Source organism: Pseudomonas sp. IT-P12 (assembly GCF_949767465.1).
In the GTDB taxonomy this organism is placed as follows: Bacteria; Pseudomonadota; Gammaproteobacteria; order Pseudomonadales; family Pseudomonadaceae; genus Aquipseudomonas.
Map to the genome: position 1 here is coordinate 20,341 of NZ_CATKPY010000025.1, position 20,906 is coordinate 41,246.

The window sequence follows — 20,906 nt, forward strand, 5'->3', positions numbered from 1 at the left end:
AGGAGTCCCGCCGCATGGAGCTTTCCTACCTGGGCTACGCCGCCCCCCTGTTGTCGCTAGCGCTGCTCTGGACGGTCGCCGTGGTGACGCCGGGACCCAACTTTTTCAACGTCGCGCAACTGGCGGCCAGTCATTCCAAGCGTCACGGCGTCGTCGCCGCCCTGGGCGTGGCCACCGGCACGGTGATGTGGGGATTGGCGGGAGGCCTGGGCATCAAGTCGCTGTTCAGCGCGGCACCGATGCTGTACCTGAGTTTCAAGATTGCCGGCGGCTGTTACCTGATCTACCTGGGGCTGAAACAGTTCAAGCGCAAACCGCCCATCGTTGCCGGCGATCCCCGCCTGATGGACGGAGCGGGGCGTACGCTGTGGTCGGTGTACGGCCAGGGTTTTCTCGGCAACATGACCAACCCGAAAGCGGCGCTGTTTGTCGCCACCATCTTCGCCACGGCCATGCCCGCCGTGGTGCCGCCGAGCTTGCTGGCGCTGGCGGTCCTGACCATGGCGACCTTGTCTTTCAGTTGGTATTGCAGCGTGGCGCTGCTGTTTTCCAGTCGCCGGATGGCGCGGGGCTACGAGCGTTCGCGCAAATGGCTGGATCGCTTCGCCGGCAGTTGCTACCTGTTGTTCGGTGCGCACCTGGTGGCCAATCGTTGAGGAACCGTGAATGAGCAAACTGCGGGTAGGCATTATTTTTGGCGGTCGTTCGGCTGAGCACGAAGTGTCGTTGCAATCGGCGAAAAACATTGTCGATGCGCTGGACCGATCGCGCTTCGAGCCGGTGCTGATCGGTATCGACAAGCAGGGTCACTGGCACCTCAACGATCCGTCGAACTTCCTGCTCAACCAGGAAAATCCGGCCCTGATCGCGCTCAACCAGTCCAATCGCGAACTCGCCGTGGTGCCGGGCAAGGCCAGCCAGCAACTGCTGGAGACCGCCAGCCAGGAATTGCTCGGCCATGTTGATGTGATCTTCCCGATCGTTCACGGCACCCTGGGTGAAGACGGCTGCCTGCAAGGGTTACTGCGCATGGCCGATCTGCCGTTTGTCGGCTCCGACGTGCTCGGATCGGCGGTGTGCATGGACAAGGACGTCAGCAAACGCCTGTTGCGCGATGCCGGGCTGGCGGTGACGCCGTTCGTGACCCTGACCCGCGCCACGGCCAGACGCCAAGGGTTTGCCGAGGTCCGGGGCAAACTCGGCCTGCCGTTGTTCGTCAAGCCGGCGAATCAGGGGTCTTCGGTGGGTGTGAGCAAGGTCACCGACGAAGCCGAGTACCTGGCGGCGGTTGAACTGGCCCTGGGTTTTGACGAAAAGGTGCTGGTCGAGTCCGCCGTCAGCGGCCGTGAGATCGAGTGTGCGGTACTCGGCAACGAAGACGCCATCGCCAGTGGCTGTGGCGAAATCGTGGTGCGCAGCGGCTTCTATTCCTACGACAGCAAGTACATCGACGCGCAGGCCGCGCAGGTGGTGGTCCCGGCGGATATCAGTCGCGAAGCCAGCGAACGCATTCGCTCCATGGCCGTCGAGGCGTTTCAGGTACTGGGCTGCTCAGGTTTGGCGCGGGTCGATGTGTTCCTGACCGACAGCGGCGAGGTACTGATCAACGAAATCAACTCGCTCCCCGGCTTCACCCGCATCAGCATGTACCCCAAGCTCTGGCAGGCCACGGGCATGACCTACAGCGAACTGGTCAGCCGCCTGATCGAGCTGGCGCTTGAGCGGCACAAGGCGCGGCAGGCGTTGAAGATTTCTCGCTAGGTGAGGATCAAGCCTGCGTGACAGGCTTGATCAGACGTTCGGCGGGTCGGCCGAACGGATCAGGTCTGCGTCAGCGTACGGTTGCCGTTGAGCACCTCGTAGACGCGGTTTGTCCGGCCAATGGCCCTTTCAAGGCTGCGCAGGACTCAATCCCCCAGCGCTTGCCCCTCCCGTCGCGGGTCGGCGCCACCCGCCAGCGACGCGTTGCCCTGGGCATCCTTGACCCGAACAATCGCCTGGGTCCCGCTGGTCATGTCGATTTCGTTGATGCTGTGCCCCTTGTCCTTCAGGGCCTGGATCAACCCTGGACTGAATTGCCCCTGTTCCAGTTCGGTCGGGCCGTTGCGGCTGCCGAAGTTGGGCAGGTTGATGGCGGTTTGCGGGTCGAGCTGCCAGTCGAGCAGGCCGATGGTGGATTTGGCGACGTATTCGATGATTTGTGAGCCACCGGGCGAGCCGAGGGTGGCGAGGAATTCGCCGCTCTGGCGATCGAAGATCAGGGTCGGCGCCATGGAGGAGCGCGGGCGTTTGCCGGGTTCGACGCGGTTGGCGACTTTTTGTCCGTTTTCTTCGGGGATGAACGAGAAGTCGGTCATCTGGTTGTTGAGCAGGAAACCCTGGACCATCAGGTGGGAGCCGAAGGCGGATTCGACCGTGGTGGTCATCGACACCGCGCCTCCCTCGTCATCGACCGCCACCACTTGCGAGGTGGAAATGCGCAAGGGCGAACGGTCCGGCGCGTAGGCGACCTGGATCCCGGGCGGGGTGCCGGGTCTGGCCGTGCCCATGCTGCGATCGCCAATCAGGGCGGCGCGGCTGGCGAGGTAGGTGGGGTCCACCAGGCCTTTGACCGGGACCGGTACGAAGTCGCTGTCGGCGACGTACAGGGCACGGTCGGCATAGGCGAGGCGCTCGGCTTCCGAGATCAGGTGCACGGCTTGCGGTGCCGGTTCGATGCCTGCGGGCTTCGTGCTCGCGAGCGGTTTCAGTGGCGCCAGTGCGAGGCGCGGGTCGCGGGTTTCCAGTGCTTGCAAGGTGCCGAGAATCTGCGCCACGGCGATGCCACCCGAGGAGGGCGGCGGCATGCCACAGACCTGCCAGCGCTTGTAGTCAGTGCACAGCGGCGCGCGTTCCCTGGCGGCGTAGCCCTTGAGATCGTTCAGCGACAGACTGCCGGGGTTGGCATGGCCTTGAACCTTGGCAACGATTTCCTCGGCGATGGGGCCTTTGTAGAACGCATCGGCACCTTCCTTGGCGATGCGCCTTAACACCGCCGCCAGTGCCGGGTTTTTCAGCGGCGTGCCGACGGCTTTCGGGCTGCCATCGGCGTTGCGGAAATACTCCATCATGTCCGGAGAGCGTGGCATTGACGAATCCGAGGCAATCAATTGATGCAGGCGTGGCGAAATGGGGAAGCCGTGTTCGGCAAGTCTGATCGCCGGTTCGAACAGCTGCGCCCAAGGCAGCCGACCGTGTTGCCGATGGGCCAGCTCCAGCGCGCGCAACACGCCCGGCGTGCCCACGGAACGACCGCCAATCTGCGCCTGGGTGAACGGCATCGGTTGCCCGTCCGCCTGCAGAAAAAGCTTTTCGGTGGCACCGGCCGGCGCGGTCTCGCGGCCGTCGAAGGTGCGTACCGCCTTGCCGTCCCAGAACACGATGAAGGCGCCGCCGCCGATGCCTGACGATTGCGGCTCGACCAGGGTCAGCACTGCTTGCATGGCAATGGCCGCATCGATCGCCGAACCGCCCTGGCGCAGCATCGCACGTCCGGCTTCGGCGGCTAGCGGGTTCGCGGCGGCGGCCATGTGCCTTGTGGAGTGGCGGGTTTGCAGGTCGGTGCGAAAGCCCGAGGCGGCTTCCGGTGCGACCGGCAAGGTCGAGGTCGGCGGGGCGTTGCATGCGACAAGTGCAGCCGCGATCAGTGAAAGGGCTGACAGGCGATAGCGATTCAGATGAAGGGCTGAGATCACGTTAAGGCACTCCGTCCTTGGGTAAGGTCAGGGGACTTTATCGGCCGACAGGAATGGACGCAAACCAGGGGTGGTACTTGTTCTTCGTCCATTGATCTGCACGCCTGCGCTCTGGCGGTTGGCGCAGGCAGTTTTCTTTGGGCATAAAAAAACGGCCTACCTTTCGGTAAGCCGTTTTTAGTACTTGGTGGCTACACAGGGACTTGAACCCCGGACCCCAGCATTATGAATGCTATGCTCTAACCAACTGAGCTATGTAGCCAAGTGGCGCGCATTATTCGCGGGAAACGAATAGGCGTCAAGCGCTTTTTTAAAAAATTTATCTACGCTATCAACCGTTTATCAAAATCCTCCTTCGATAACGTCACCGACCGCAGACCGCGACAACCTCAACTCAAGCGAAACCGTCCGGTGTTCTCGCTGAGCACCTGGCTGCCATGGCTCAAGGTGTCCGCCGCCAGGTTCACCGCCCGTGCGCCTTCGAGCAAGCGCACCGCTGCCTGGTCGACCTGTTGGATGTTGCCGCTGACTTCGTCGGCGGTGCTGGCTTGTTCGTCGACTGCCGTGGCGATCTGCGCGAGGGTGTCGGTGACGCTCTGCACGGCACTGGCAATTTCCCCCAGGCGTTCGCCGAGGCCGGTGACCGCTTGTGCATCGGATTGCGCCTGGCCGCAGGCGGCTTCCATCAGACTCACGGCTTCATCCACCGTGTTACGCAGGCTGTCGACGGTGCCGGCGATCTGCGCGGTGGACGACTGGGTGCGTTGCGACAGGCTGCGCACTTCATCGGCGACCACCGCAAAACCACGGCCCTGTTCACCGGCTCGCGCGGCTTCAATGGCGGCGTTGAGCGCGAGCAGGTTGGTCTGCTCGGCAACCCCGCGAATGGTATCGACCACCAGCTGAATCTGCTGGCCCTGTTCGCTGACGCGCCCGAGGGCCGCGGCCGTGTCGTTCAGACGCTGATTGAGCTGCTGGATGCTCGCGGTGGTGCGCTGGCTGTCGCGACTGCTGTCGGCGGCAATGCGTTGGGTGTGCTGGGCGCTGCCGGAGGCCTGTTCGCAACTCTGGGCGACGCCCTGGGACGTTGCCGCCAATTGCGTCGCGGCGGCGGCGATCTGGCTGATCTGCAGCTGCTGCGCTTCGACTTCGCTCAGGGCGCCGCTGGAATGGTGGTTGAGTGTGCGTACCGCGTTGCTCAGTTGCAGGGTCTCATGATCGACACCCAGCAGACTGTTGCGCAGTTGCACCACGGCGACGTTGAGCGCGGTGCTGATCGCCGCCAGCTCGTCGCGGCCTTCTACCGGCACTTGCAGGCTCAGGTTGCCATCGCGCAAGGCTTCGGCCAGCAGCGTGATGCCGCTGGCGCTGCGGCGGATCGAGGCTTGCAGGCAGACGAACAGGTACAGCGCGGCCAGCAGCAGGCAGCCAAAGATGATGGCGACTACGATGAACTGGCGGATCGCCGAACCGTGGTAGTAATCCAGGCGCTGATCGAGGGACACCAGCGAGTGCTGGCGCAACGCTGCGAGGTCGCCGAGCAGGGCGTCCAGGCCGCGCTCGAACTCGTCGGGCTTGAGCTGGATGCTGCCGCCAAACACGCCGTCATCAAGCACTTTGAGTTCGACATCGAGGTTTTTCAGGCTGTCATGGTATTGCCCGGCCCAGGCTTTCAGTTCGCTGGGCAGGCGCGCTTCCAGCAGGCCAGCAGTTTTAACAAGCTGTTCGCGGGCATCGCCGATACGGCTGCGCAGGTCGCGCAATTGCAGACGGCTTTGCAGGGTGAATTGCCCGGACACCACCGACGCCTGGCCGACGCTGGCCAGGCGGCCCACGCGCTCGATCAGGTCCGGCGCGTGCTGGGTGGAAATTTGCGTCAGCAGGTAGGTTTCCAGCCAGGGCGCGAGGGTCAGCCGATTGTCCATGGCGATCTGTTCGCGCAGGGCTTGCAGGGCGCTCAAGGCATTGGTGAACCGGTCGTAACCGTCCGGCCACCAGCCGACGCTGCTCAGGCTTTTCGAGTCGAGGCCGTTGAGCGCGGTTTGCAGGGCTTGATAACGGGCCAGGGTCTCGCCCTCGGCACCTTCGGTTTGCAGGGTATTGCCCAGGTCCGTGGTGGCCTGGGCGACGGCTGGCTGTACCGCATCGAACGCCGACATCGCCGCGAGGGTGGCCGGTGTCGGCTGGCGATTGGTCTCGGTGGCGCGCCAGCGGGCGGCGCGGTCACGCTGGGCGGACAGCAGGTTATCCAGCGTATCGAGTGCAAGCAGTTGCCGCACGCCGGCACGTTCGCCGGCAATCAGGCTCAATTTGGCGCGATAGTCCTGGCCGATCATCAGCAGGCTGCCCGCGAGCGGCAGAATGAACAGCAGGAACAACAACTGAAATTTGCGGGCGAAGCCGAAACGGCCCAGCAACCCGATCCCCGGAGATAAAAAAGCCTGCATGCCCCACGACTCCTGTGGGCACCACGCACCATTGGCGTGCGTCGAAGCCGTTGCGACCGCGACTAGTGCCCCTTTTAAAGGCCTCGGTAGTTCACCCTTGCCAGCTCTGTAGGCCGACTCTGTAGCGAAACTTCCCATTCTCGGTGCCCTTTGTAAGGGCGCCGCGTTGAAGTGAATAACAAGGCAAGATTCAGACCATGGCGATGCGCTATTACCGGGCTCGGCCCGGTAGGCGCGAGCTTGCTCGCAAAGGTCGAACGATTGCTGCGGGGTGTCGGACGTCCCGCATTGTCGTCGATGAACATCGCAAGCAAAGAAAGTCTATTTACTTCGTTAGCTGGCTAAGGGGATGGCGCTGCTGCACTGAAAAATGGCACATTGATGCACCTGCCTGTGTGCACCCATCTGTTGTACGGAATATCCCATGGCTATCAGTAACGCCCAGACCGGCACGACGCCGGCGTCCGCGACCCCGCAAAGCAGCCCCCTGGTCATGCACATCATCGGCGCCGTGGCGCTGGCGCATTTGATCAATGACCTGATCCAGGCCGTGCTGCCGTCGATTTACCCGATGCTCAAGGAAAACTACGGCCTGACTTTCACCCAGGTCGGCCTGATCACCCTGACGTTCCAACTGACCGCCTCGCTGTTGCAGCCATGGGTCGGATACCACACCGATCGTCATCCCAAGCCCTGGCTGCTGCCGGCCGGTACGGTGTGCACCCTGGTCGGTATCCTGATGATGTCGGTGGTCGCCAACTTCCCGTTGATCCTGTTGGCGGCGGCTTTGATCGGTATCGGCTCCTCGACCTTTCACCCGGAGGCCTCGCGCATCGCGCGGCTGGCTTCGGGCGGGCGGTTCGGCCTGGCGCAATCGACCTTCCAGGTGGGCGGTAATGCCGGGTCGGCATTCGGTCCGCTGCTGGCGGCGGCGATCATCATTCCGTTCGGCCAGGGGCATGTGGCGTGGTTCGGGCTGTTCGCGGTGTTTGCGCTGTTCGTGCTCTACCGGATCAGTCGCTGGTACGCCAACCACTTGAACCTGTTCAAGCTCAAGCAGGGCCATGCAGCGACCCACGGCCTGTCGAAGGGCAGGGTCATCAGTGCGTTGGTGGTGCTCGGCCTGCTGGTGTTCTCCAAGTACTTCTACATGGCCAGTTTCACCAGCTATTTCACCTTTTACCTGATCGAGAAGTTCGACCTCTCGGTGGCCAGTTCACAGCTGCATCTGTTCCTGTTCCTGGGCGCGGTGGCGGCCGGAACCTTCTTTGGCGGGCCGATTGGCGACAAGATCGGTCGCAAGGCAGTGATCTGGTTTTCGATCCTGGGCGTGGCACCGTTCACCCTGATCCTGCCGCACGTCGACCTGTTCTGGACCAGCGTCCTGAGCGTGGTGATCGGCTTCATCCTGGCCTCGGCGTTCTCGGCCATCGTGGTCTATGCCCAGGAGCTGGTGCCGGGCAACGTCGGGATGATTGCCGGGGTGTTCTTCGGCCTGATGTTCGGCTTCGGCGGGATTGGCGCGGCATTGCTGGGGCATCTGGCGGACATCCACGGCATCGAGTACGTGTACTTCCTGTGCTCGTTCCTGCCGTTGTTCGGGGTGCTGGCGATTTTCCTGCCAAGAACCCAAAAGGCCTGATCGGCTCCCTGCCTGTGAAAAACTCTGTGGGAGCGAGCTCCCACAGTGGTCAAATTTCAGGCATAAAAAAGCCGCGTATCGAACGCGGCTTTTTCATGGGTAAAGCGTTTAGACGTTGAAGCGGAAGTGCATCACGTCGCCGTCCTTGACGATGTAGTCCTTGCCTTCCAGGCGCCATTTGCCGGCTTCCTTGGCACCGGCTTCACCCTTGAACTGGATGAAGTCGTTGTAGGCGATGACTTCGGCACGGATGAAGCCTTTTTCGAAGTCGGTGTGGATCACGCCAGCGGCTTGTGGTGCGGTGGCACCGACACGCACGGTCCAGGCGCGGACCTCCTCGACACCGGCGGTGAAGTAGGTCTGCAGGTGCAGCATTTCGTAGCCGGCGCGGATCACGCGGTTCAGGCCAGGTTCTTCCAGGCCCAGGGCCTCGAGGAACATGTCTTTTTCTTCGCCATCATCCAGCTCGGCGATTTCCGCTTCGATCTTGTTGCACACCGGTACCACCATCGCGCCTTCTTCTTCGGCGATGGCCTTGACCACGTCCAGGTGCGGGTTGTTTTCGAAGCCGTCTTCAGCGACGTTGGCGATGTACATCACCGGCTTGGTGGTCAGCAGGTGGAAACCCTTGATGATCGCCTTTTCCTCGGCGCTCATGTTCTTCATCAGGCTGCGTGCAGGCTTGCCTTCGGTGAAGTGCGCGATCAATTGCTCGAGCAGGGCCTTTTGAGCGACTGCATCCTTGTCACCGCCCTTGGCGTTGCGCGCGACTTTCTGCAGTTGCTTCTCGCAACTGTCGAGGTCGGCGAAGATCAGTTCCAGGTCGATGATTTCGATGTCGCGTTTCGGGTCGACGCTGTTGGAGACGTGAATCACGTTCTCGTCTTCGAAGCAGCGGACCACGTGGGCGATGGCGTCGGTTTCACGGATGTTGGCCAGGAACTTGTTGCCCAGGCCTTCACCTTTCGAGGCGCCGGCGACCAGGCCCGCGATGTCGACGAATTCCATGGTGGTCGGCAGGATGCGTTTCGGATTGACGATGGCTGCCAGGGCATCCAGACGCGAATCCGGCATCGGTACGATCCCGCTGTTGGGCTCGATGGTGCAGAAGGGGAAGTTCTCGGCCGCGATCCCGGATTTGGTCAGGGCGTTGAAGAGGGTGGACTTGCCGACGTTAGGCAGGCCGACGATGCCGCAATTGAATCCCATGGTGTTTCCCCTCGGAAAAGAGTCAGGCCTTCTGGCTGTGCAGGTTTTTCATCGCGCGGTTCCATTCACCGGCGAGGATATCCGGCAGCACGCCGAGGGCAAAGTCGATGCTGGCATCGAGTTTTTCCTGTTCGGCGCGAGGCGCGCGACCCAGGACGAAATTTGAAACCATACTGGCTACGCCCGGATGGCCGATGCCAAGCCGCAAGCGGTAGAAGGTATTCTGATTACCGAGTTGCGCGATGATGTCGCGCAAGCCGTTGTGACCGCCATGGCCGCCGCCCTGCTTGAGTTTGGCGACGCCCGGAGGCAGGTCGAGTTCGTCGTGCGCCACCAGGATTTCTTCGGGTTTGATGCGGAAGAAACCGGCAAGTGCCGCGACGGCCTGGCCGCTGCGGTTCATGTAGGTGGTGGGAATCAGCAGACGAACATCCTGACCCTGATGCGAGTAACGCCCGGTCAGGCCGAAATACTTGCGATCGGCCACAAGATTCACACCTTGTGCGTTCGCGATGCGCTCAACAAAAAGGGCCCCTGCGTTGTGCCGGGTCTGTTCGTATTCAGCGCCTGGATTTCCCAGGCCAACGATCAGTTTGATGGCAGTCACGATAGGGGCCCTTCCTTGAAGTGGTGGATGACATCGCTGCAAACGGTGCAAGCGTTGAAAGTGGACGAAAAATGCTCATTTACCATGAATGTAAACTCCGCGTTCCCGCCCGCTTTCTCGCTACGTTCCAGTCCGCGATGTTTCCGTCACTCCGGCGAACAGAGTGAAATTACTCTGCAGCGCCTTCTTCGGTAGCTTCTGGAGCAACACGTGGAGCGTGGACGTTGGCAACAGCCTTGTCATCGCCGTGTGCCAGAGCAACGAACTCAACGCCTTTAGGGGCTTTGAGGTCGGACAGGTGAACGATCGAACCGACTTCGGCGTTGGCCAGGTCGACTTCGATGAACTCAGGCAGGTCCTTGGCTTCGCAGGAAACTTCGATCTCGTTCACAACGTGAGAGATTTCGCCGCCTTTCTTGACCGGGGCTTCTTCGTTGACGAAGTGAACCGGTACTTTGGCAGTCAGTTTCTGGCCAGCAACAACACGCACGAAGTCAGCGTGCATGATGAATTGCTTGGCTGGGTGACGCTGCATGGCTTTGACGATGACGTTTTGCTTGGTGCCGTCGACGTTCAGTTCGATCACGTGGCTGTAGGCCGCTTCGTTTTCGAACAGCTTGGCGATTTCCTTGGCCAGGATGGTCACGGATTCAGCAGGCTTGTTGCCACCGTATACAACGGCAGGGATGTTCAGAGCGTGACGCAGGCGGCGGCTCGCACCTTTCCCCAGGTCAGTACGCGCTTGAGCGTTCAGAGTAAAGTCAGTCATTTTGTATCTCCAAAATAGCCATTCCCGGTTGGCGTTTGCGACCAGCGCCAGACACGGTATGGGCAAAAAAGCCCCGCCCCGGCAGGAATGCCGGGGCGGGGCGCTTTTCGTCAACGGGACGTTCGAGAAGGGCAGGGCCCTTAGCGGAACATCGCGCTGATCGATTCTTCATTGCTGATGCGGCGGACCGCCTCGGCAACGACCGGTGCGATATCCAGTTGACGGATACGCGCACAGGCTTGTGCTGCAGCGGACAACGGGATGGTGTTGGTCACCACCAGTTCGTCCAGCACGGAATTTTCAATGTTCTCGATCGCCCGACCCGACAACACAGGGTGCGTGCAATAGGCGAAAACCTTGGCCGCGCCATGCTCTTTCAGGGCCTTGGCCGCGTGGCACAGGGTGCCGGCGGTATCGACCATGTCATCGACCAGAATGCAGGTACGCCCTTCGACGTCACCAATGATATGCATCACTTCGGAGTGATTGGCTTTCTCACGGCGTTTGTCGATGATCCCGAGGTCCACGCCCAGGGATTTGGCAACGGCACGTGCACGCACAACGCCGCCAATGTCCGGGGACACGATCATCAGGTTTTCGAAGCGCTGATCTTCAATGTCATCCACCAGAACCGGGGAGCCGTAGATGTTATCTACCGGAATATCGAAGAAACCCTGGATCTGGTCAGCGTGCAGGTCAACCGTGAGAACACGGTCGATGCCGACGACGGTCAGCATGTCAGCCACGACTTTCGCGCTGATAGCCACACGTGCGGAACGCGGACGGCGATCCTGACGGGCATAACCAAAGTAAGGAATAACAGCAGTGATACGAGTCGCCGAGGAGCGGCGGAAGGCATCAGCCATCACTACCAGTTCCATCAGGTTATCGTTGGTCGGAGCGCAAGTCGGCTGAATAATGAAGACATCTTTACCGCGGACGTTTTCATTGATCTCGGCAGTAATTTCGCCGTCGGAGAACTTACCGACAGAAATGTCACCGAGAGGGATATGCAGCTGACGTACGACACGCCGAGCCAGATCGGGGTTAGCGTTCCCCGTAAAGACCATCATCTTGGACACGCGCAGTACCTGAAGGCTGAGGGTATACCTGGATGAGTATAGGAAAATGGCAGGGGCGGCTGGATTCGAACCAACGCATGGCAGGATCAAAACCTGCTGCCTTACCGCTTGGCGACGCCCCTGTATCTGTTGCAACGAGTACCCAGTACTCGGTTCCTTTAGAGCAGACTTTGCAGCTTGCGATGCAACATCGAAACGTTGCTTCCTTTTGCTACAAACCCTGTAAGGGTCTCTGTAAGAAGGGCCGAGACTTTATCAGCTTCAGCTTTGCTTGGGAAGCCCCCAAACACACAACTTCCAGTTCCGGTGAGTTTTGCTTCGGTAAAATTACCTAGCAAATTCAAAGCGTTACGAACATCTGGATAACGCCTCGCTACCACCGGTAAGCAGTCGTTTCGACTGTTTCCCTTGGGAACGGGGCGCACTTTAATGGGAGGAGAGTTACGTGTCAACAGTGGATCTGAAAAAATTTCTGCTGTACTTACAGATACTTGCGGAACAAGTACGAGATACCACGGTTCTTCGGGTTCAACCGGGGTGAGTTTCTCCCCCACGCCCTCGGCGAAAGCCGCGTGGCCACGCACGAAAACCGGGACGTCGGCACCCAGCGTCAGGCCCAGTGCGGCCAGTCGGTCTTCATCCCAACCCAGTTGCCAGAGGTGGTTGAGGCCTAGCAGCGTCGTCGCGGCATTGGAACTGCCACCGCCGATCCCACCGCCCATGGGCAGAATTTTTTCGATCCAGATGTCGATCCCGAGCGAACAACCGGAGTGCTCCTGAAGTTTTCTGGCCGCACGAACGATCAGGTTGCTGTCGTGGGGAACGCCCTCGAATTCGGTGTGCAGTCGAATCACGCCGTCGTCGCGTACGGCGAAGGTGATTTCATCGCCGTAGTCGAGGAACTGAAAAATCGTCTGCAACTCGTGGTAACCGTCTTCACGACGCCCGAGGATGTGCAGCATCAGGTTGAGCTTGGCCGGGGAGGGCAGGGTCAAGCGTGGGGGCGTCATGTCATTGCCCCAGCTTGCGAGGTTGCCATTCCTTGATCACCAGGGTGACATCAAGGTCGGCGCCATGCAGTTTGATCCGCTCCGGCAGCCAGAAACCGTTCTGTTCGGCGTAGCTCAGGTATTCGACCTGCCAGCCATCCTGGTCGAGGTTGGCCAGGCGGCTGTCGGCGTCCAGGGTCAGGCGACTCTTGCTGTCAGGCGCCGGTAGCCCGCGTACCCACCAGTTCAGGTGCGACACCGGCAGGTTCCAGCCCAGTTGTTCTTCCAGCAGCACTTCCGGCGTCGGCGCTTCGTAGCGCCCCTGATTGGCGACCTCCAGCGAAACCTTGCCCGGGGAGCCGGTCAAACGGGCCGCGCCGCGACCCAGGGGACCGGAGAGGCGAATGTCGTAGTAATCCTGGCGCTGCAGCCAGAACAGCGTCCCGCTGCCCGAATCCTTCGGGGCGCGAATGCCGATCTTGCCATTGATCTGCCAGCCATCGATGCCGGTCATTTGCGCTTTGTGTTCACGCCATTGGGCCTGGTTGCCCTGGCCCTGAACCGACTCGCGGGCGCCGAAGCCCGCGCAACCGGCGAGTAGGGCGATGAAGCTGAAAACGATGAAGTGGCGCAAAAACATAATCTTAAAGAGTCTCTGATCCGGTCAGGCGCTTGATGGTGTCGCGCAAGATGGTGCTGTCGGGTTGTTCGGCGAGGAACTTGCTCCAGATCTGTCGGGCTTCGCGCTGTTTGCCGTTGGCCCACAGGACTTCACCCAGGTGAGCGGCGACTTCCTGGTCGGGGAAGCGCTCCAGCGCCTTGCGCAACAGGGACTCGGCCTCGTCGAGGTTGCCCATGCGGTAATTCACCCAGCCGAGGCTGTCGAGTACTGCCGGGTCTTCCGGGTTGATCTGGTGGGCCTGCTCGATCAGGGCCTTGGCTTCGACATAGCGCGTCGTCCGGTCGGACAAGGTGTAGCCGAGCGCGTTCAGTGCCATGGCATTGTCCGGATCGCGTTTGATGATCAGGCGCAGGTCTTTTTCCATCTGTGCCAGGTCATCGCGTTTTTCCGCCTGCATGGCGCGGGTATACAGCAGGTTCGGATCGTCCGGGTATTGCTGAAGGGCCTTGTGCAGGACATTCCAGGCCTTGTCCTCCTGTTTGTTGGCGGACAGGGTTTCGGCTTCGATCAGGTACAGCTGGATGGCGTAATCAGGCTGCTCGTCGCGTTCTGCGGCCAGGCGGCTTTGTGCTTCGGCGGTCCTGCCGTTGTTCATCAGGATGTCGGCCTGGCGCAATTGCGCCGGCAGGAAATCGTTGCCAGGCCCTACCTGGGCGTATTCGATCAGCGCGCCCTGGGGATCGTTGCGCTCCTCGGCGATGCGCCCGAGGTTCAGGTGTGCCGAGTCGACATGGCTGTCCCGGGCGATCAAGTCTTCCAGATAGCCCTTGGCCTCTTCCCAGGCCTTGGCTTCCAGGCACACCAGCGCCAGGGAGTAACGCAGTTCGTCATCTTCCGGGTATTGCTGAACCAGGCTCGAAAACTCGGCCTTGGCGTCGTCCATGCGGTCCTGTTCGACCAGTGTGCGTGCGTAGGTCAGGCGCAGGCGTTTGTCGTCCGGGTATTTCTTGATGCTTTTTTGCAGGAGCGGCAAGGCTTCATCGCCGCGCCCCAGGGTTTGCAGCAGGCGCGCGCGCAGCAGGATCGGCGCGATTTCGCCTTCGTCCGGCGGATTGTCTTCCAGCAGGGCCAGGGCGCCCTTGCTGTCGCCGTCCTGTTGCATCAGCAGGGCCTTGCCGAAAATCAGCTGGCTGTTGTTCGGATGGCGTTGCAACAGGCGATCAAAACTTTTCATCAGGCCGTTGCGGGTTTCCTGATCGGTATCGGCCGCGGACAGGGCGAGGAAGTCGAAATGCGTGTCACCTTTGCCTTGCAGGACCTTCTCCATATAGACCATGGAGTCGTCGTAGCGTCCGGCGCGCGCCAGTTGCACGGCGGCAGCCCGCTGCGCCTCGAGATCGTCGGGTGCGTTTTTCGCCCAGATCAGTGCGGTGTCCAGGGCGGGCTGGTCGGCGCCCAGGTACTCGGCAATACGGAATGCCCGCTCGGAGATGCCCGGATCCTGGGTGTTGATGGCCTGGGTCACGTAGTTGTCCAGGGCAATGTCGAAGCGATTGCGCTGGCCAGCCAGTTCGGCGCTCAACAGGCTGAAGATGGTTTCTTCGCTGAAGGAGCTGTAGACCTTGGGCTTTTCAGGGGCCGGAGTGCTGTCTTCGACCGGCGGCGTACCGTCCGACGAAACGGGTGCCATGGCCTGGCAGCCGCTGAGGAAGACAAAAGCGAGGAGCAACGCGGAAGATCTATTCATATAGGAAGAGGACGACTAACCTGCGGTCGGATCATCATGACACAAGCCTTCGAGCAAACATAACCGCCCGACCAATTTCCCATTTGCACGGGACCTGGCGGGTGGAGGCGTGGTGTAAACGAGAACCGCTCGCAAAGCGGGACGTGGCCTACCGGGTCAATAGAAATGGAGTAGTTGTTCTCGGTGTGTCGAAGTAGGACAATTGCCGGCTTCACGTCACCATCAGCGACTTTGAATGGCCTTCCTTGCACTCGGTATTAACCACAAGACTGCTTCAGTAGACGTCCGCGAGCGCGTGGCCTTTACCCCTGAGCAACTGGTTGAGGCCTTGCAGCAGCTCTGCCGACTCACCGACAGCCGCGAAGCTGCGATCCTCTCCACCTGCAATCGCAGTGAGCTCTATATAGAACAGGATCAGCTTTCGGCTGACGTCGTGCTGCGCTGGCTGGCCGATTACCATCATCTGAGCCTCGACGAGCTGCGTGCCAGCAGTTATGTGCATGAAGATGATGCGGCAGTTCGTCACATGATGCGAGTGGCCTCCGGGCTCGATTCGCTGGTGCTGGGCGAACCGCAGATTCTCGGCCAGATGAAATCGGCGTACGCCGTGGCCCGGGAGGCGGGTACCGTGGGGCCGTTGCTCGGGCGCCTGTTCCAGGCAACGTTCAACGCCGCCAAGCAGGTGCGCACCGACACGGCCATTGGCGAGAACCCGGTGTCCGTGGCTTTCGCCGCCGTCAGCCTGGCCAAGCAGATCTTCAGCGACTTGCAGCGCAGCCAGGCGCTGCTGATCGGCGCCGGCGAGACCATCACCCTGGTCGCCCGCCATTTGCATGACCTGGGGGTCAAGCGCATCGTCGTTGCCAACCGTACCCTCGAGCGCGCGAGCATCCTCGCCGAGCAGTTTGGTGCCCACGCCGTATTGCTGTCGGATATTCCCGCCGAGCTGGTGCGCAGCGACATCGTCATCAGTTCCACCGCCAGCCAGTTGCCGATCCTCGGCAAGGGCGCGGTGGAAAGTGCCCTGAAGCTGCGCAAGCACAAGCCTATTTTCATGGTCGACATCGCTGTACCTCGGGATATCGAACCTGAAGTCGGCGAGCTGGACGACGTTTATCTTTATAGCGTCGACGATCTCCACGAAGTGGTCGCCGAAAACCTCAAGAGCCGCCAGGGCGCGGCGCAGGCCGCAGAGGAAATGGTTTCGGTCGGCGCCGAGGATTTCATGGTGCGCCTGCGTGAGCTGGCGGCGGTGGATGTGCTCAAGGCCTATCGTCAACAGAGCGAGCGCCTGCGCGACGAAGAATTGCAGAAGGCCCAGCGTTTGCTGGCCAACGGCAGCAGCGCCGAAGAGGTGCTGGTGCAACTGGCGCGCGGCCTGACCAATAAACTCTTGCACGCACCCAGCGTTCAATTGAAAAAGCTCTCTGCCGAAGGTCGCCTCGATGCACTGGCCATGGCCCAGGAACTTTTTGCCCTCGGTGAGGGCTCATCGAACAGCTTTTCGGATAAAAAACCGCAATGAAAGCGTCACTGCTCAATAAGCTGGACGTGCTCCAGGACCGTTTCGAGGAATTGACCGCCTTGCTGGGCGATGGCGAAGTCATTTCCGACCAGACCAAATTCCGTGCCTATTCCAAGGAATACGCGGAAGTCGAACCGATCGTCGAGACCTATAAACAGTTGCTCAAGGTCCAGGGCGACCTGGAGGGGGCCCAGGCCCTGCTCAAGGACAGCGACGCCGACATGCGCGAGATGGCCGTGGAAGAAGTCCGCGAAGCCAAGGAGCAATTGATCGAAATCGAGGCTCGCCTGCAGCGCCTGTTGTTGCCCAAGGACCCGAATGACGGACGCAACGTGTATCTCGAAATCCGCGCCGGCACTGGCGGCGACGAGGCGGCGATTTTCTCCGGCGACCTGTTCCGCATGTATTCGCGCTACGCCGAGCGGCGTGGCTGGCGGGTGGAAATCCTCTCGGAAAGCGAGGGCGAGCATGGCGGTTACAAGGAAGTCATCGCCCGGGTCGAAGGCGAGAATGTCTACGGCAAGTTGAAGTTCGAATCCGGCGCGCACCGCGTGCAACGGGTCCCGGCCACTGAATCCCAGGGCCGCATCCATACTTCGGCCTGTACCGTGGCGGTGCTGCCCGAGCCGGACGAGCAGGAAGCGATCGAGATCAACCCGGCGGATTTGCGTATCGACACCTATCGCTCTTCCGGAGCCGGTGGTCAGCACGTCAACAAGACCGACTCGGCGATTCGCATCACGCACTTGCCGTCCGGCATCGTCGTCGAGTGCCAGGAAGAACGGTCCCAGCACAAGAACCGTGCCCGGGCGATGTCCTGGCTGTCGGCCAAGCTCAATGACCAGCAGACCAGCGCCGCGGCGAATGCCATCGCCAGCGAGCGTAAGTTGCTGGTGGGGTCCGGGGATCGCTCCGAGCGCATCCGCACCTACAACTATGCCCAGGGCCGGGTGACCGATCACCGGATCAACCTGACGCTGTACTCCCTCGACGAAGTCCTCGCCGGCGGTGTCGACGCAGTGATCGAACCGTTGCTGGCCGAATACCAGGCCGATCAACTGGCGGCCATCGAATGACGATCATCGCCAGCCTGTTGCGCGCCGCCGATCTGCCCGACTCGCCGACGGCGCGCCTGGATGCCGAATTGCTGCTGGCCGCAGCGTTGGGCAAGTCGCGCAGCTTCCTGCACACCTGGCCGGAACGCATCGTTCCCAGCGAAGCGGCGCTCAAGTTCGCCGAATATTTGCAACGCCGCCGTGGCGGTGAGCCGGTGGCCTATATTCTCGGTCAGCAGGGTTTCTGGAAGCTCGACCTGGAAGTCGCGCCGCACACGCTGATCCCGCGCCCGGACACCGAACTGTTGGTGGAGGCCGCGCTGGAGCTCTTGCCGGCGACACCCGCCAGGGTGCTCGATCTTGGCACCGGCAGTGGCGCCATTGCCCTGGCCCTGGCCAGTGAACGCCCGGCTTGGAAGGTCACAGCGGTGGATCGGGTGATCGAGGCCGTGGCCCTGGCCGAGCGCAATCGCCAGCGGCTGCAGTTGAACAACGCCACGGTGCTGAGCAGTCATTGGTTCAGCGCACTGGCCGGTCAGCGCTTTCAGTTGATCATCAGTAACCCGCCTTATATCGCCTCGGCCGATCCGCACCTGGCGCAAGGCGATGTGCGCTTCGAACCGGCCAGTGCCCTGGTCGCGGGTCCGGACGGGCTCGACGATCTGCGCCTGATCGTCGCCCAGGCGCCGGAACACCTCGAGGCGAGTGGCTGGCTGGTGCTCGAGCACGGTTACGATCAAGCCGAGGCGGTGCGCGACTTGTTGCACACCCGCGGTTTTGAAGAGGTCCACAGCCGCACCGATCTGGGCGGTCATCAACGAATCAGCCTGGGACGCCTGCCGTGCTGAATGATCAGGAATTGTTGCGCTACAGTCGGCAGATTCTGCTGCAACACGTCGATGTCGACGGCCAGTTGCGCCTGAAGCAGAGCCGCGTGTTGATCGTGGGCCTTGGCGGCCTCGGTTCACCCGTGGCGCTGTACCTGGCCGCTGCCGGCATCGGTGAGCTGCATCTGGCTGACTTCGACACCGTCGACCTGACCAACCTGCAACGGCAGATCATTCACGACACCGACAGCGTTGGCCAGACCAAGGTCGACTCGGCGCTTCGTCGACTGAGCGCGATCAACCCCGAGATTCAACTGGTCGCCCATCGCACCGCGCTGGACGAGGACTCGCTGGCCGCCGTCGTGGCGGCGGTGGATCTGGTGCTCGACTGCTCCGACAACTTCTCCACCCGCGAGGCGGTCAATGCCGCGTGCGTGGCTGCCGAAAAACCCTTGGTCAGCGGTGCGGCGATCCGTCTTGAAGGGCAATTGTCGGTGTTCGATCCACGGCGGCCGGACAGCCCGTGCTACCACTGTTTATACGGTCACGGCAGCGAAGCCGAGCTGACGTGCAGCGAAGCCGGGGTAATCGGGCCGCTGGTGGGCCTGGTGGGCAGCCTGCAGGCACTGGAAGCGATGAAGCTGCTGGCCGGCTTCGGCGAGCCCCTGGTGGGAAGGTTGTTGTTGATCGACGCGCTGGGTTCGCGCTTCCGTGAGCTGCGGGTCAAGCGTGATCCGGCCTGTCGCGTCTGTGGGCCGAAACATGCGTGAAGCGCCGATCGGCGTGTTCGACTCCGGCGTCGGAGGGCTGTCGGTGCTGGCCGAGATCCAGCGACTGCTGCCCAATGAAACGCTGCTGTACGTCGCCGACTGCGGCAATGTTCCCTACGGCGAGAAGACCCCGGCGTTCATCCGTCAGCGTTGCAGCGTGATGGCTGGATTCTTCCAGGAGCAGGGCGCCAAGGCCCTGGTGCTGGCCTGTAACACGGCGACGGTCGCCGGCGTTGCCGACCTGCGTCGCGATTATCCCCAATGGCCCATCGTTGGCATGGAGCCCGCGGTCAAGCCGGCCGCTGCCGCCACCCGCAGCGGCGTGGTCGGCGTGCTCGCCACCACCGGCACCTTGCAAAGCGCCAGATTCGCCGCGCTGCTCGACCGTTTCGCCACGGACGTGCAAGTGATTACCCAGCCGTGTCCGGGACTGGTCGAGCTGATTGAGAACGGTGACCTGCGCAGTCCCGCCCTGCGCGAGCTGCTGGCCAGCTATGTCAGGCCGCTGCTGGCTGCCGGTTGCGACACGATCATTCTCGGCTGCACCCATTACCCCTTTCTCAAGCCGTTGCTGCGGCAGATGATCCCCGAGGACATCAGCCTGATCGACACCGGCGCTGCGGTGGCACGCCAACTGCAACGTCTGTTGTCCGAGCGCGACCTGCTCGCCAATGGCCCGGCCGGGGCGGCGCAATTCTGGACAAGCGCCGATCCGCTTCATTTTAAGAATGTGTTGCCCGTGCTGTGGAATTCGACCGGGATTGTGCGAAGCTTCAGTTTGTAAAAAAAATGTGAAATAACGTTTATCCGGGCTGAACTTCTGAATAAGCGCCGACTTCTATAGCTTGACGGTTGGGCTTCAAATAAAACTTAACGTAATGATCGAATAGGGATGTTTCTAGTGAAGAGACTATTCTGCTTGGCCGCGATTGCGGCCGCACTGATGGGGCAAAGCTTTACTGCACAGGCGGCAGGTGTGGAGTTTTCGGTCGGCCAGACCAGCGACTCGACCATGACCTATCGACTGGGCATGCAATTCGACTGGGACCAGAGCTGGCTGCAAAGTGACGTCGGTCGCCTGACCGGTTTCTGGAGCGGCGCCTACACCTATTGGGACGGCGACAAGACCTCCACCAACAACAGCCTGTCGTTCTCCCCGGTGTTCGTTTATGAGTTCGCCGGCCAGAACGTCAAGCCCTACATCGAGGCGGGGATCGGCGTCGCGTTTTTCTCCGACACCAAACTCGAAGACAACAACATCGGCCAGTCTTTCCAGTTCGAAGATCGTCTGGGATTCGGTCTGCGCTTCGCGGGCGGACATGAGGTCGGCATTCGTGCGACTCACTATTCCAACGCCGGTCTGAGCAGCAACAACGACGGCGTCGAAAGTTACGCGCTGCACTACACGATGCCGTTGTAAGCTTTAAGTGGTCAACGTGGGAGCGGGCTTGCTCGCGAATGCGGTGTATCAGTCGCCATTGTATCGACTGATACACCGCATTCGCGAGCAAGCCCGCTCCCACATTTCTTATAGGCTGACTTAAGAATCAGCGATACGCCGTGATAATCCCCTGGCGCTCATCGATGCACTCCGGTGCACCCATTTCGAACTCCCGGCAGATCAGCGGGCGTTGCTCGTAGATCGTGCACAGCATGCTGTTGCGGTCCAGCGCGGCGCACCAGCCGTCGTCCAGGCGCCGCATGACTTCCCCGCCCCAATCATCGGTGTCGATAAAACGTTCGGGCACGCCCGTGTCGGTGATCAGCATGACTTCGAGCTGGCAGCAGCAGGCTGCGCATGTCGAGCAGGTGATCGCCGGCTCGACGATTTGCGTGTGGGGGATGGTTTTCATGGGGCGCAGTGTAAGTCAGTCGATCATC

The 20,906-nt window shown here is 61.3% G+C and carries 19 protein-coding genes, 2 tRNA genes and 1 pseudogene; 9 read left to right on the forward strand and 13 right to left on the reverse strand.

The window, feature by feature from the left end:
* Positions 1 to 14 precede the first annotated feature (14 nt).
* Both ACM6IM_RS23520 and ddlA read left to right on the forward strand, forming a co-directional pair.
* Entirely contained in the window at positions 15 to 656 is a 642-nt protein-coding gene (locus tag ACM6IM_RS23520; protein ID WP_414866446.1) for a LysE family translocator, read from the forward strand.
* 10 nt (positions 657 to 666) lie between these two features.
* On the forward strand, positions 667 to 1,761 hold the full coding sequence (gene ddlA, locus ACM6IM_RS23525; protein WP_414866447.1) for a D-alanine--D-alanine ligase: 1,095 nt from the start codon (positions 667 to 669) through the stop codon (positions 1,759 to 1,761).
* A gap of 7 nt (positions 1,762 to 1,768) precedes the next feature.
* Here the strand turns inward: ddlA and ACM6IM_RS23530 are convergent.
* The 4 genes and pseudogenes from ACM6IM_RS23530 to ACM6IM_RS23545 form a co-directional block, all read right to left on the reverse strand.
* Positions 1,769 to 1,895, reverse strand: a pseudogene (locus ACM6IM_RS23530) (transcriptional regulator); the annotation flags it as partial.
* A gap of 12 nt (positions 1,896 to 1,907) precedes the next feature.
* The gene (gene ggt, locus ACM6IM_RS23535; RefSeq protein WP_414866448.1) at positions 1,908 to 3,734 is read right to left on the reverse strand and encodes a gamma-glutamyltransferase; all 1,827 of its coding nucleotides are present in this window, start codon (positions 3,732 to 3,734) and stop codon (positions 1,908 to 1,910) included.
* 185 nt (positions 3,735 to 3,919) lie between these two features.
* Positions 3,920 to 3,996, reverse strand: a tRNA-Met gene (locus ACM6IM_RS23540).
* 127 nt (positions 3,997 to 4,123) lie between these two features.
* Entirely contained in the window at positions 4,124 to 6,319 is a 2,196-nt protein-coding gene (locus ACM6IM_RS23545) for a methyl-accepting chemotaxis protein (RefSeq protein WP_414866449.1), read from the reverse strand.
* A 286-nt stretch (positions 6,320 to 6,605) separates the two neighbouring features.
* On the opposite strand from ACM6IM_RS23545, the gene ACM6IM_RS23550 reads away from it, so the two are divergent.
* A complete protein-coding gene (locus ACM6IM_RS23550; protein ID WP_201196897.1) occupies positions 6,606 to 7,823 on the forward strand; it encodes an MFS transporter in 1,218 nt (405 codons plus the stop codon).
* Positions 7,824 to 7,931: 108 nt separating this feature from the next.
* On the opposite strand, the gene ychF is transcribed toward ACM6IM_RS23550, so the two are convergent.
* From ychF to ACM6IM_RS23590, 8 genes are all read right to left on the reverse strand, one after another.
* The gene (gene ychF / locus ACM6IM_RS23555) at positions 7,932 to 9,032 is read right to left on the reverse strand and encodes a redox-regulated ATPase YchF (protein ID WP_192304958.1); all 1,101 of its coding nucleotides are present in this window, start codon (positions 9,030 to 9,032) and stop codon (positions 7,932 to 7,934) included.
* 22 nt (positions 9,033 to 9,054) lie between these two features.
* Positions 9,055 to 9,639 (reverse strand): aminoacyl-tRNA hydrolase, encoded by a 585-nt coding sequence (gene pth / locus ACM6IM_RS23560; protein WP_008037207.1) that lies wholly within the window; start codon positions 9,637 to 9,639, stop codon positions 9,055 to 9,057.
* Positions 9,640 to 9,808: 169 nt separating this feature from the next.
* Positions 9,809 to 10,408 carry a 50S ribosomal protein L25/general stress protein Ctc gene (locus tag ACM6IM_RS23565; protein ID WP_192304960.1) on the reverse strand — a complete coding sequence of 200 codons (600 nt, stop codon included), beginning with the start codon at positions 10,406 to 10,408 and terminating at the stop codon, positions 9,809 to 9,811.
* Positions 10,409 to 10,548: 140 nt separating this feature from the next.
* Positions 10,549 to 11,490 carry a ribose-phosphate pyrophosphokinase gene (locus ACM6IM_RS23570; RefSeq protein WP_003171603.1) on the reverse strand — a complete coding sequence of 314 codons (942 nt, stop codon included), beginning with the start codon at positions 11,488 to 11,490 and terminating at the stop codon, positions 10,549 to 10,551.
* A 47-nt stretch (positions 11,491 to 11,537) separates the two neighbouring features.
* Positions 11,538 to 11,612 (reverse strand) — tRNA-Gln (locus ACM6IM_RS23575).
* Positions 11,613 to 11,648: 36 nt separating this feature from the next.
* Positions 11,649 to 12,500 (reverse strand): 4-(cytidine 5'-diphospho)-2-C-methyl-D-erythritol kinase, encoded by an 852-nt coding sequence (gene ispE, locus ACM6IM_RS23580; protein WP_414866450.1) that lies wholly within the window; start codon positions 12,498 to 12,500, stop codon positions 11,649 to 11,651.
* Position 12,501: 1 nt separating this feature from the next.
* Positions 12,502 to 13,119: a lipoprotein insertase outer membrane protein LolB gene (gene lolB, locus ACM6IM_RS23585; RefSeq protein WP_192304964.1), complete on the reverse strand. Its 618-nt coding sequence runs from the start codon at positions 13,117 to 13,119 to the stop codon at positions 12,502 to 12,504.
* Between the two features lie 4 nt (positions 13,120 to 13,123).
* The gene (locus ACM6IM_RS23590; protein ID WP_201196890.1) at positions 13,124 to 14,848 is read right to left on the reverse strand and encodes a tetratricopeptide repeat protein; all 1,725 of its coding nucleotides are present in this window, start codon (positions 14,846 to 14,848) and stop codon (positions 13,124 to 13,126) included.
* A 235-nt stretch (positions 14,849 to 15,083) separates the two neighbouring features.
* Between ACM6IM_RS23590 and hemA the strand changes: the two genes are divergently transcribed.
* From hemA to ACM6IM_RS23620, 6 genes are all read left to right on the forward strand, one after another.
* Positions 15,084 to 16,373, forward strand: coding sequence for a glutamyl-tRNA reductase (gene hemA, locus ACM6IM_RS23595; RefSeq protein ID WP_414866451.1), 1,290 nt, complete (start codon positions 15,084 to 15,086; stop codon positions 16,371 to 16,373).
* Positions 16,370 to 17,449 (forward strand): peptide chain release factor 1, encoded by a 1,080-nt coding sequence (gene prfA, locus ACM6IM_RS23600; protein ID WP_201196888.1) that lies wholly within the window; start codon positions 16,370 to 16,372, stop codon positions 17,447 to 17,449. The genes hemA and prfA overlap by 4 nt, the downstream gene beginning before the upstream one ends.
* A complete protein-coding gene (prmC, locus tag ACM6IM_RS23605) occupies positions 17,446 to 18,276 on the forward strand; it encodes a peptide chain release factor N(5)-glutamine methyltransferase (RefSeq protein WP_414866452.1) in 831 nt (276 codons plus the stop codon). Before prfA ends, prmC begins: the two co-directional genes overlap by 4 nt.
* A complete protein-coding gene (locus ACM6IM_RS23610) occupies positions 18,270 to 19,025 on the forward strand; it encodes a molybdopterin-synthase adenylyltransferase MoeB (RefSeq protein WP_414866453.1) in 756 nt (251 codons plus the stop codon). Before prmC ends, ACM6IM_RS23610 begins: the two co-directional genes overlap by 7 nt.
* Positions 19,018 to 19,809: a glutamate racemase gene (gene murI / locus ACM6IM_RS23615; RefSeq protein ID WP_414866454.1), complete on the forward strand. Its 792-nt coding sequence runs from the start codon at positions 19,018 to 19,020 to the stop codon at positions 19,807 to 19,809. The genes ACM6IM_RS23610 and murI overlap by 8 nt, the downstream gene beginning before the upstream one ends.
* Positions 19,810 to 19,926: 117 nt before the next feature.
* A complete protein-coding gene (locus ACM6IM_RS23620) occupies positions 19,927 to 20,445 on the forward strand; it encodes an acyloxyacyl hydrolase (protein ID WP_414866455.1) in 519 nt (172 codons plus the stop codon).
* A 127-nt stretch (positions 20,446 to 20,572) separates the two neighbouring features.
* Here ACM6IM_RS23620 and ACM6IM_RS23625 read toward each other — a convergent pair whose 3' ends face one another.
* Positions 20,573 to 20,878, reverse strand: coding sequence for a YkgJ family cysteine cluster protein (locus tag ACM6IM_RS23625; protein ID WP_414866456.1), 306 nt, complete (start codon positions 20,876 to 20,878; stop codon positions 20,573 to 20,575).
* Between the last annotated feature and the right edge of the window lie 28 nt (positions 20,879 to 20,906).

Coding starts and splice junctions, on each gene's coding strand:
- ACM6IM_RS23625 (WP_414866456.1), bottom strand. CDS start 20,878: ATGAAAACCATCCCCCACACGCAAATCGTCGAGCCGGCGATCACCTGC.
- ACM6IM_RS23545 (WP_414866449.1), bottom strand. CDS start 6,319: ATGGGAAGTTTCGCTACAGAGTCGGCCTACAGAGCTGGCAAGGGTGAA.
- ychF (WP_192304958.1), bottom strand. CDS start 9,032: ATGGGATTCAATTGCGGCATCGTCGGCCTGCCTAACGTCGGCAAGTCC.
- hemA (WP_414866451.1), top strand. CDS start 15,084: ATGGCCTTCCTTGCACTCGGTATTAACCACAAGACTGCTTCAGTAGAC.
- ACM6IM_RS23590 (WP_201196890.1), bottom strand. CDS start 14,848: ATGAATAGATCTTCCGCGTTGCTCCTCGCTTTTGTCTTCCTCAGCGGC.
- ACM6IM_RS23520 (WP_414866446.1), top strand. CDS start 15: ATGGAGCTTTCCTACCTGGGCTACGCCGCCCCCCTGTTGTCGCTAGCG.
- lolB (WP_192304964.1), bottom strand. CDS start 13,119: ATGTTTTTGCGCCACTTCATCGTTTTCAGCTTCATCGCCCTACTCGCC.
- ACM6IM_RS23550 (WP_201196897.1), top strand. CDS start 6,606: ATGGCTATCAGTAACGCCCAGACCGGCACGACGCCGGCGTCCGCGACC.
- prfA (WP_201196888.1), top strand. CDS start 16,370: ATGAAAGCGTCACTGCTCAATAAGCTGGACGTGCTCCAGGACCGTTTC.
- ACM6IM_RS23565 (WP_192304960.1), bottom strand. CDS start 10,408: ATGACTGACTTTACTCTGAACGCTCAAGCGCGTACTGACCTGGGGAAA.
- prmC (WP_414866452.1), top strand. CDS start 17,446: ATGACGATCATCGCCAGCCTGTTGCGCGCCGCCGATCTGCCCGACTCG.
- ddlA (WP_414866447.1), top strand. CDS start 667: ATGAGCAAACTGCGGGTAGGCATTATTTTTGGCGGTCGTTCGGCTGAG.
- murI (WP_414866454.1), top strand. CDS start 19,018: ATGCGTGAAGCGCCGATCGGCGTGTTCGACTCCGGCGTCGGAGGGCTG.
- ispE (WP_414866450.1), bottom strand. CDS start 12,500: ATGACGCCCCCACGCTTGACCCTGCCCTCCCCGGCCAAGCTCAACCTG.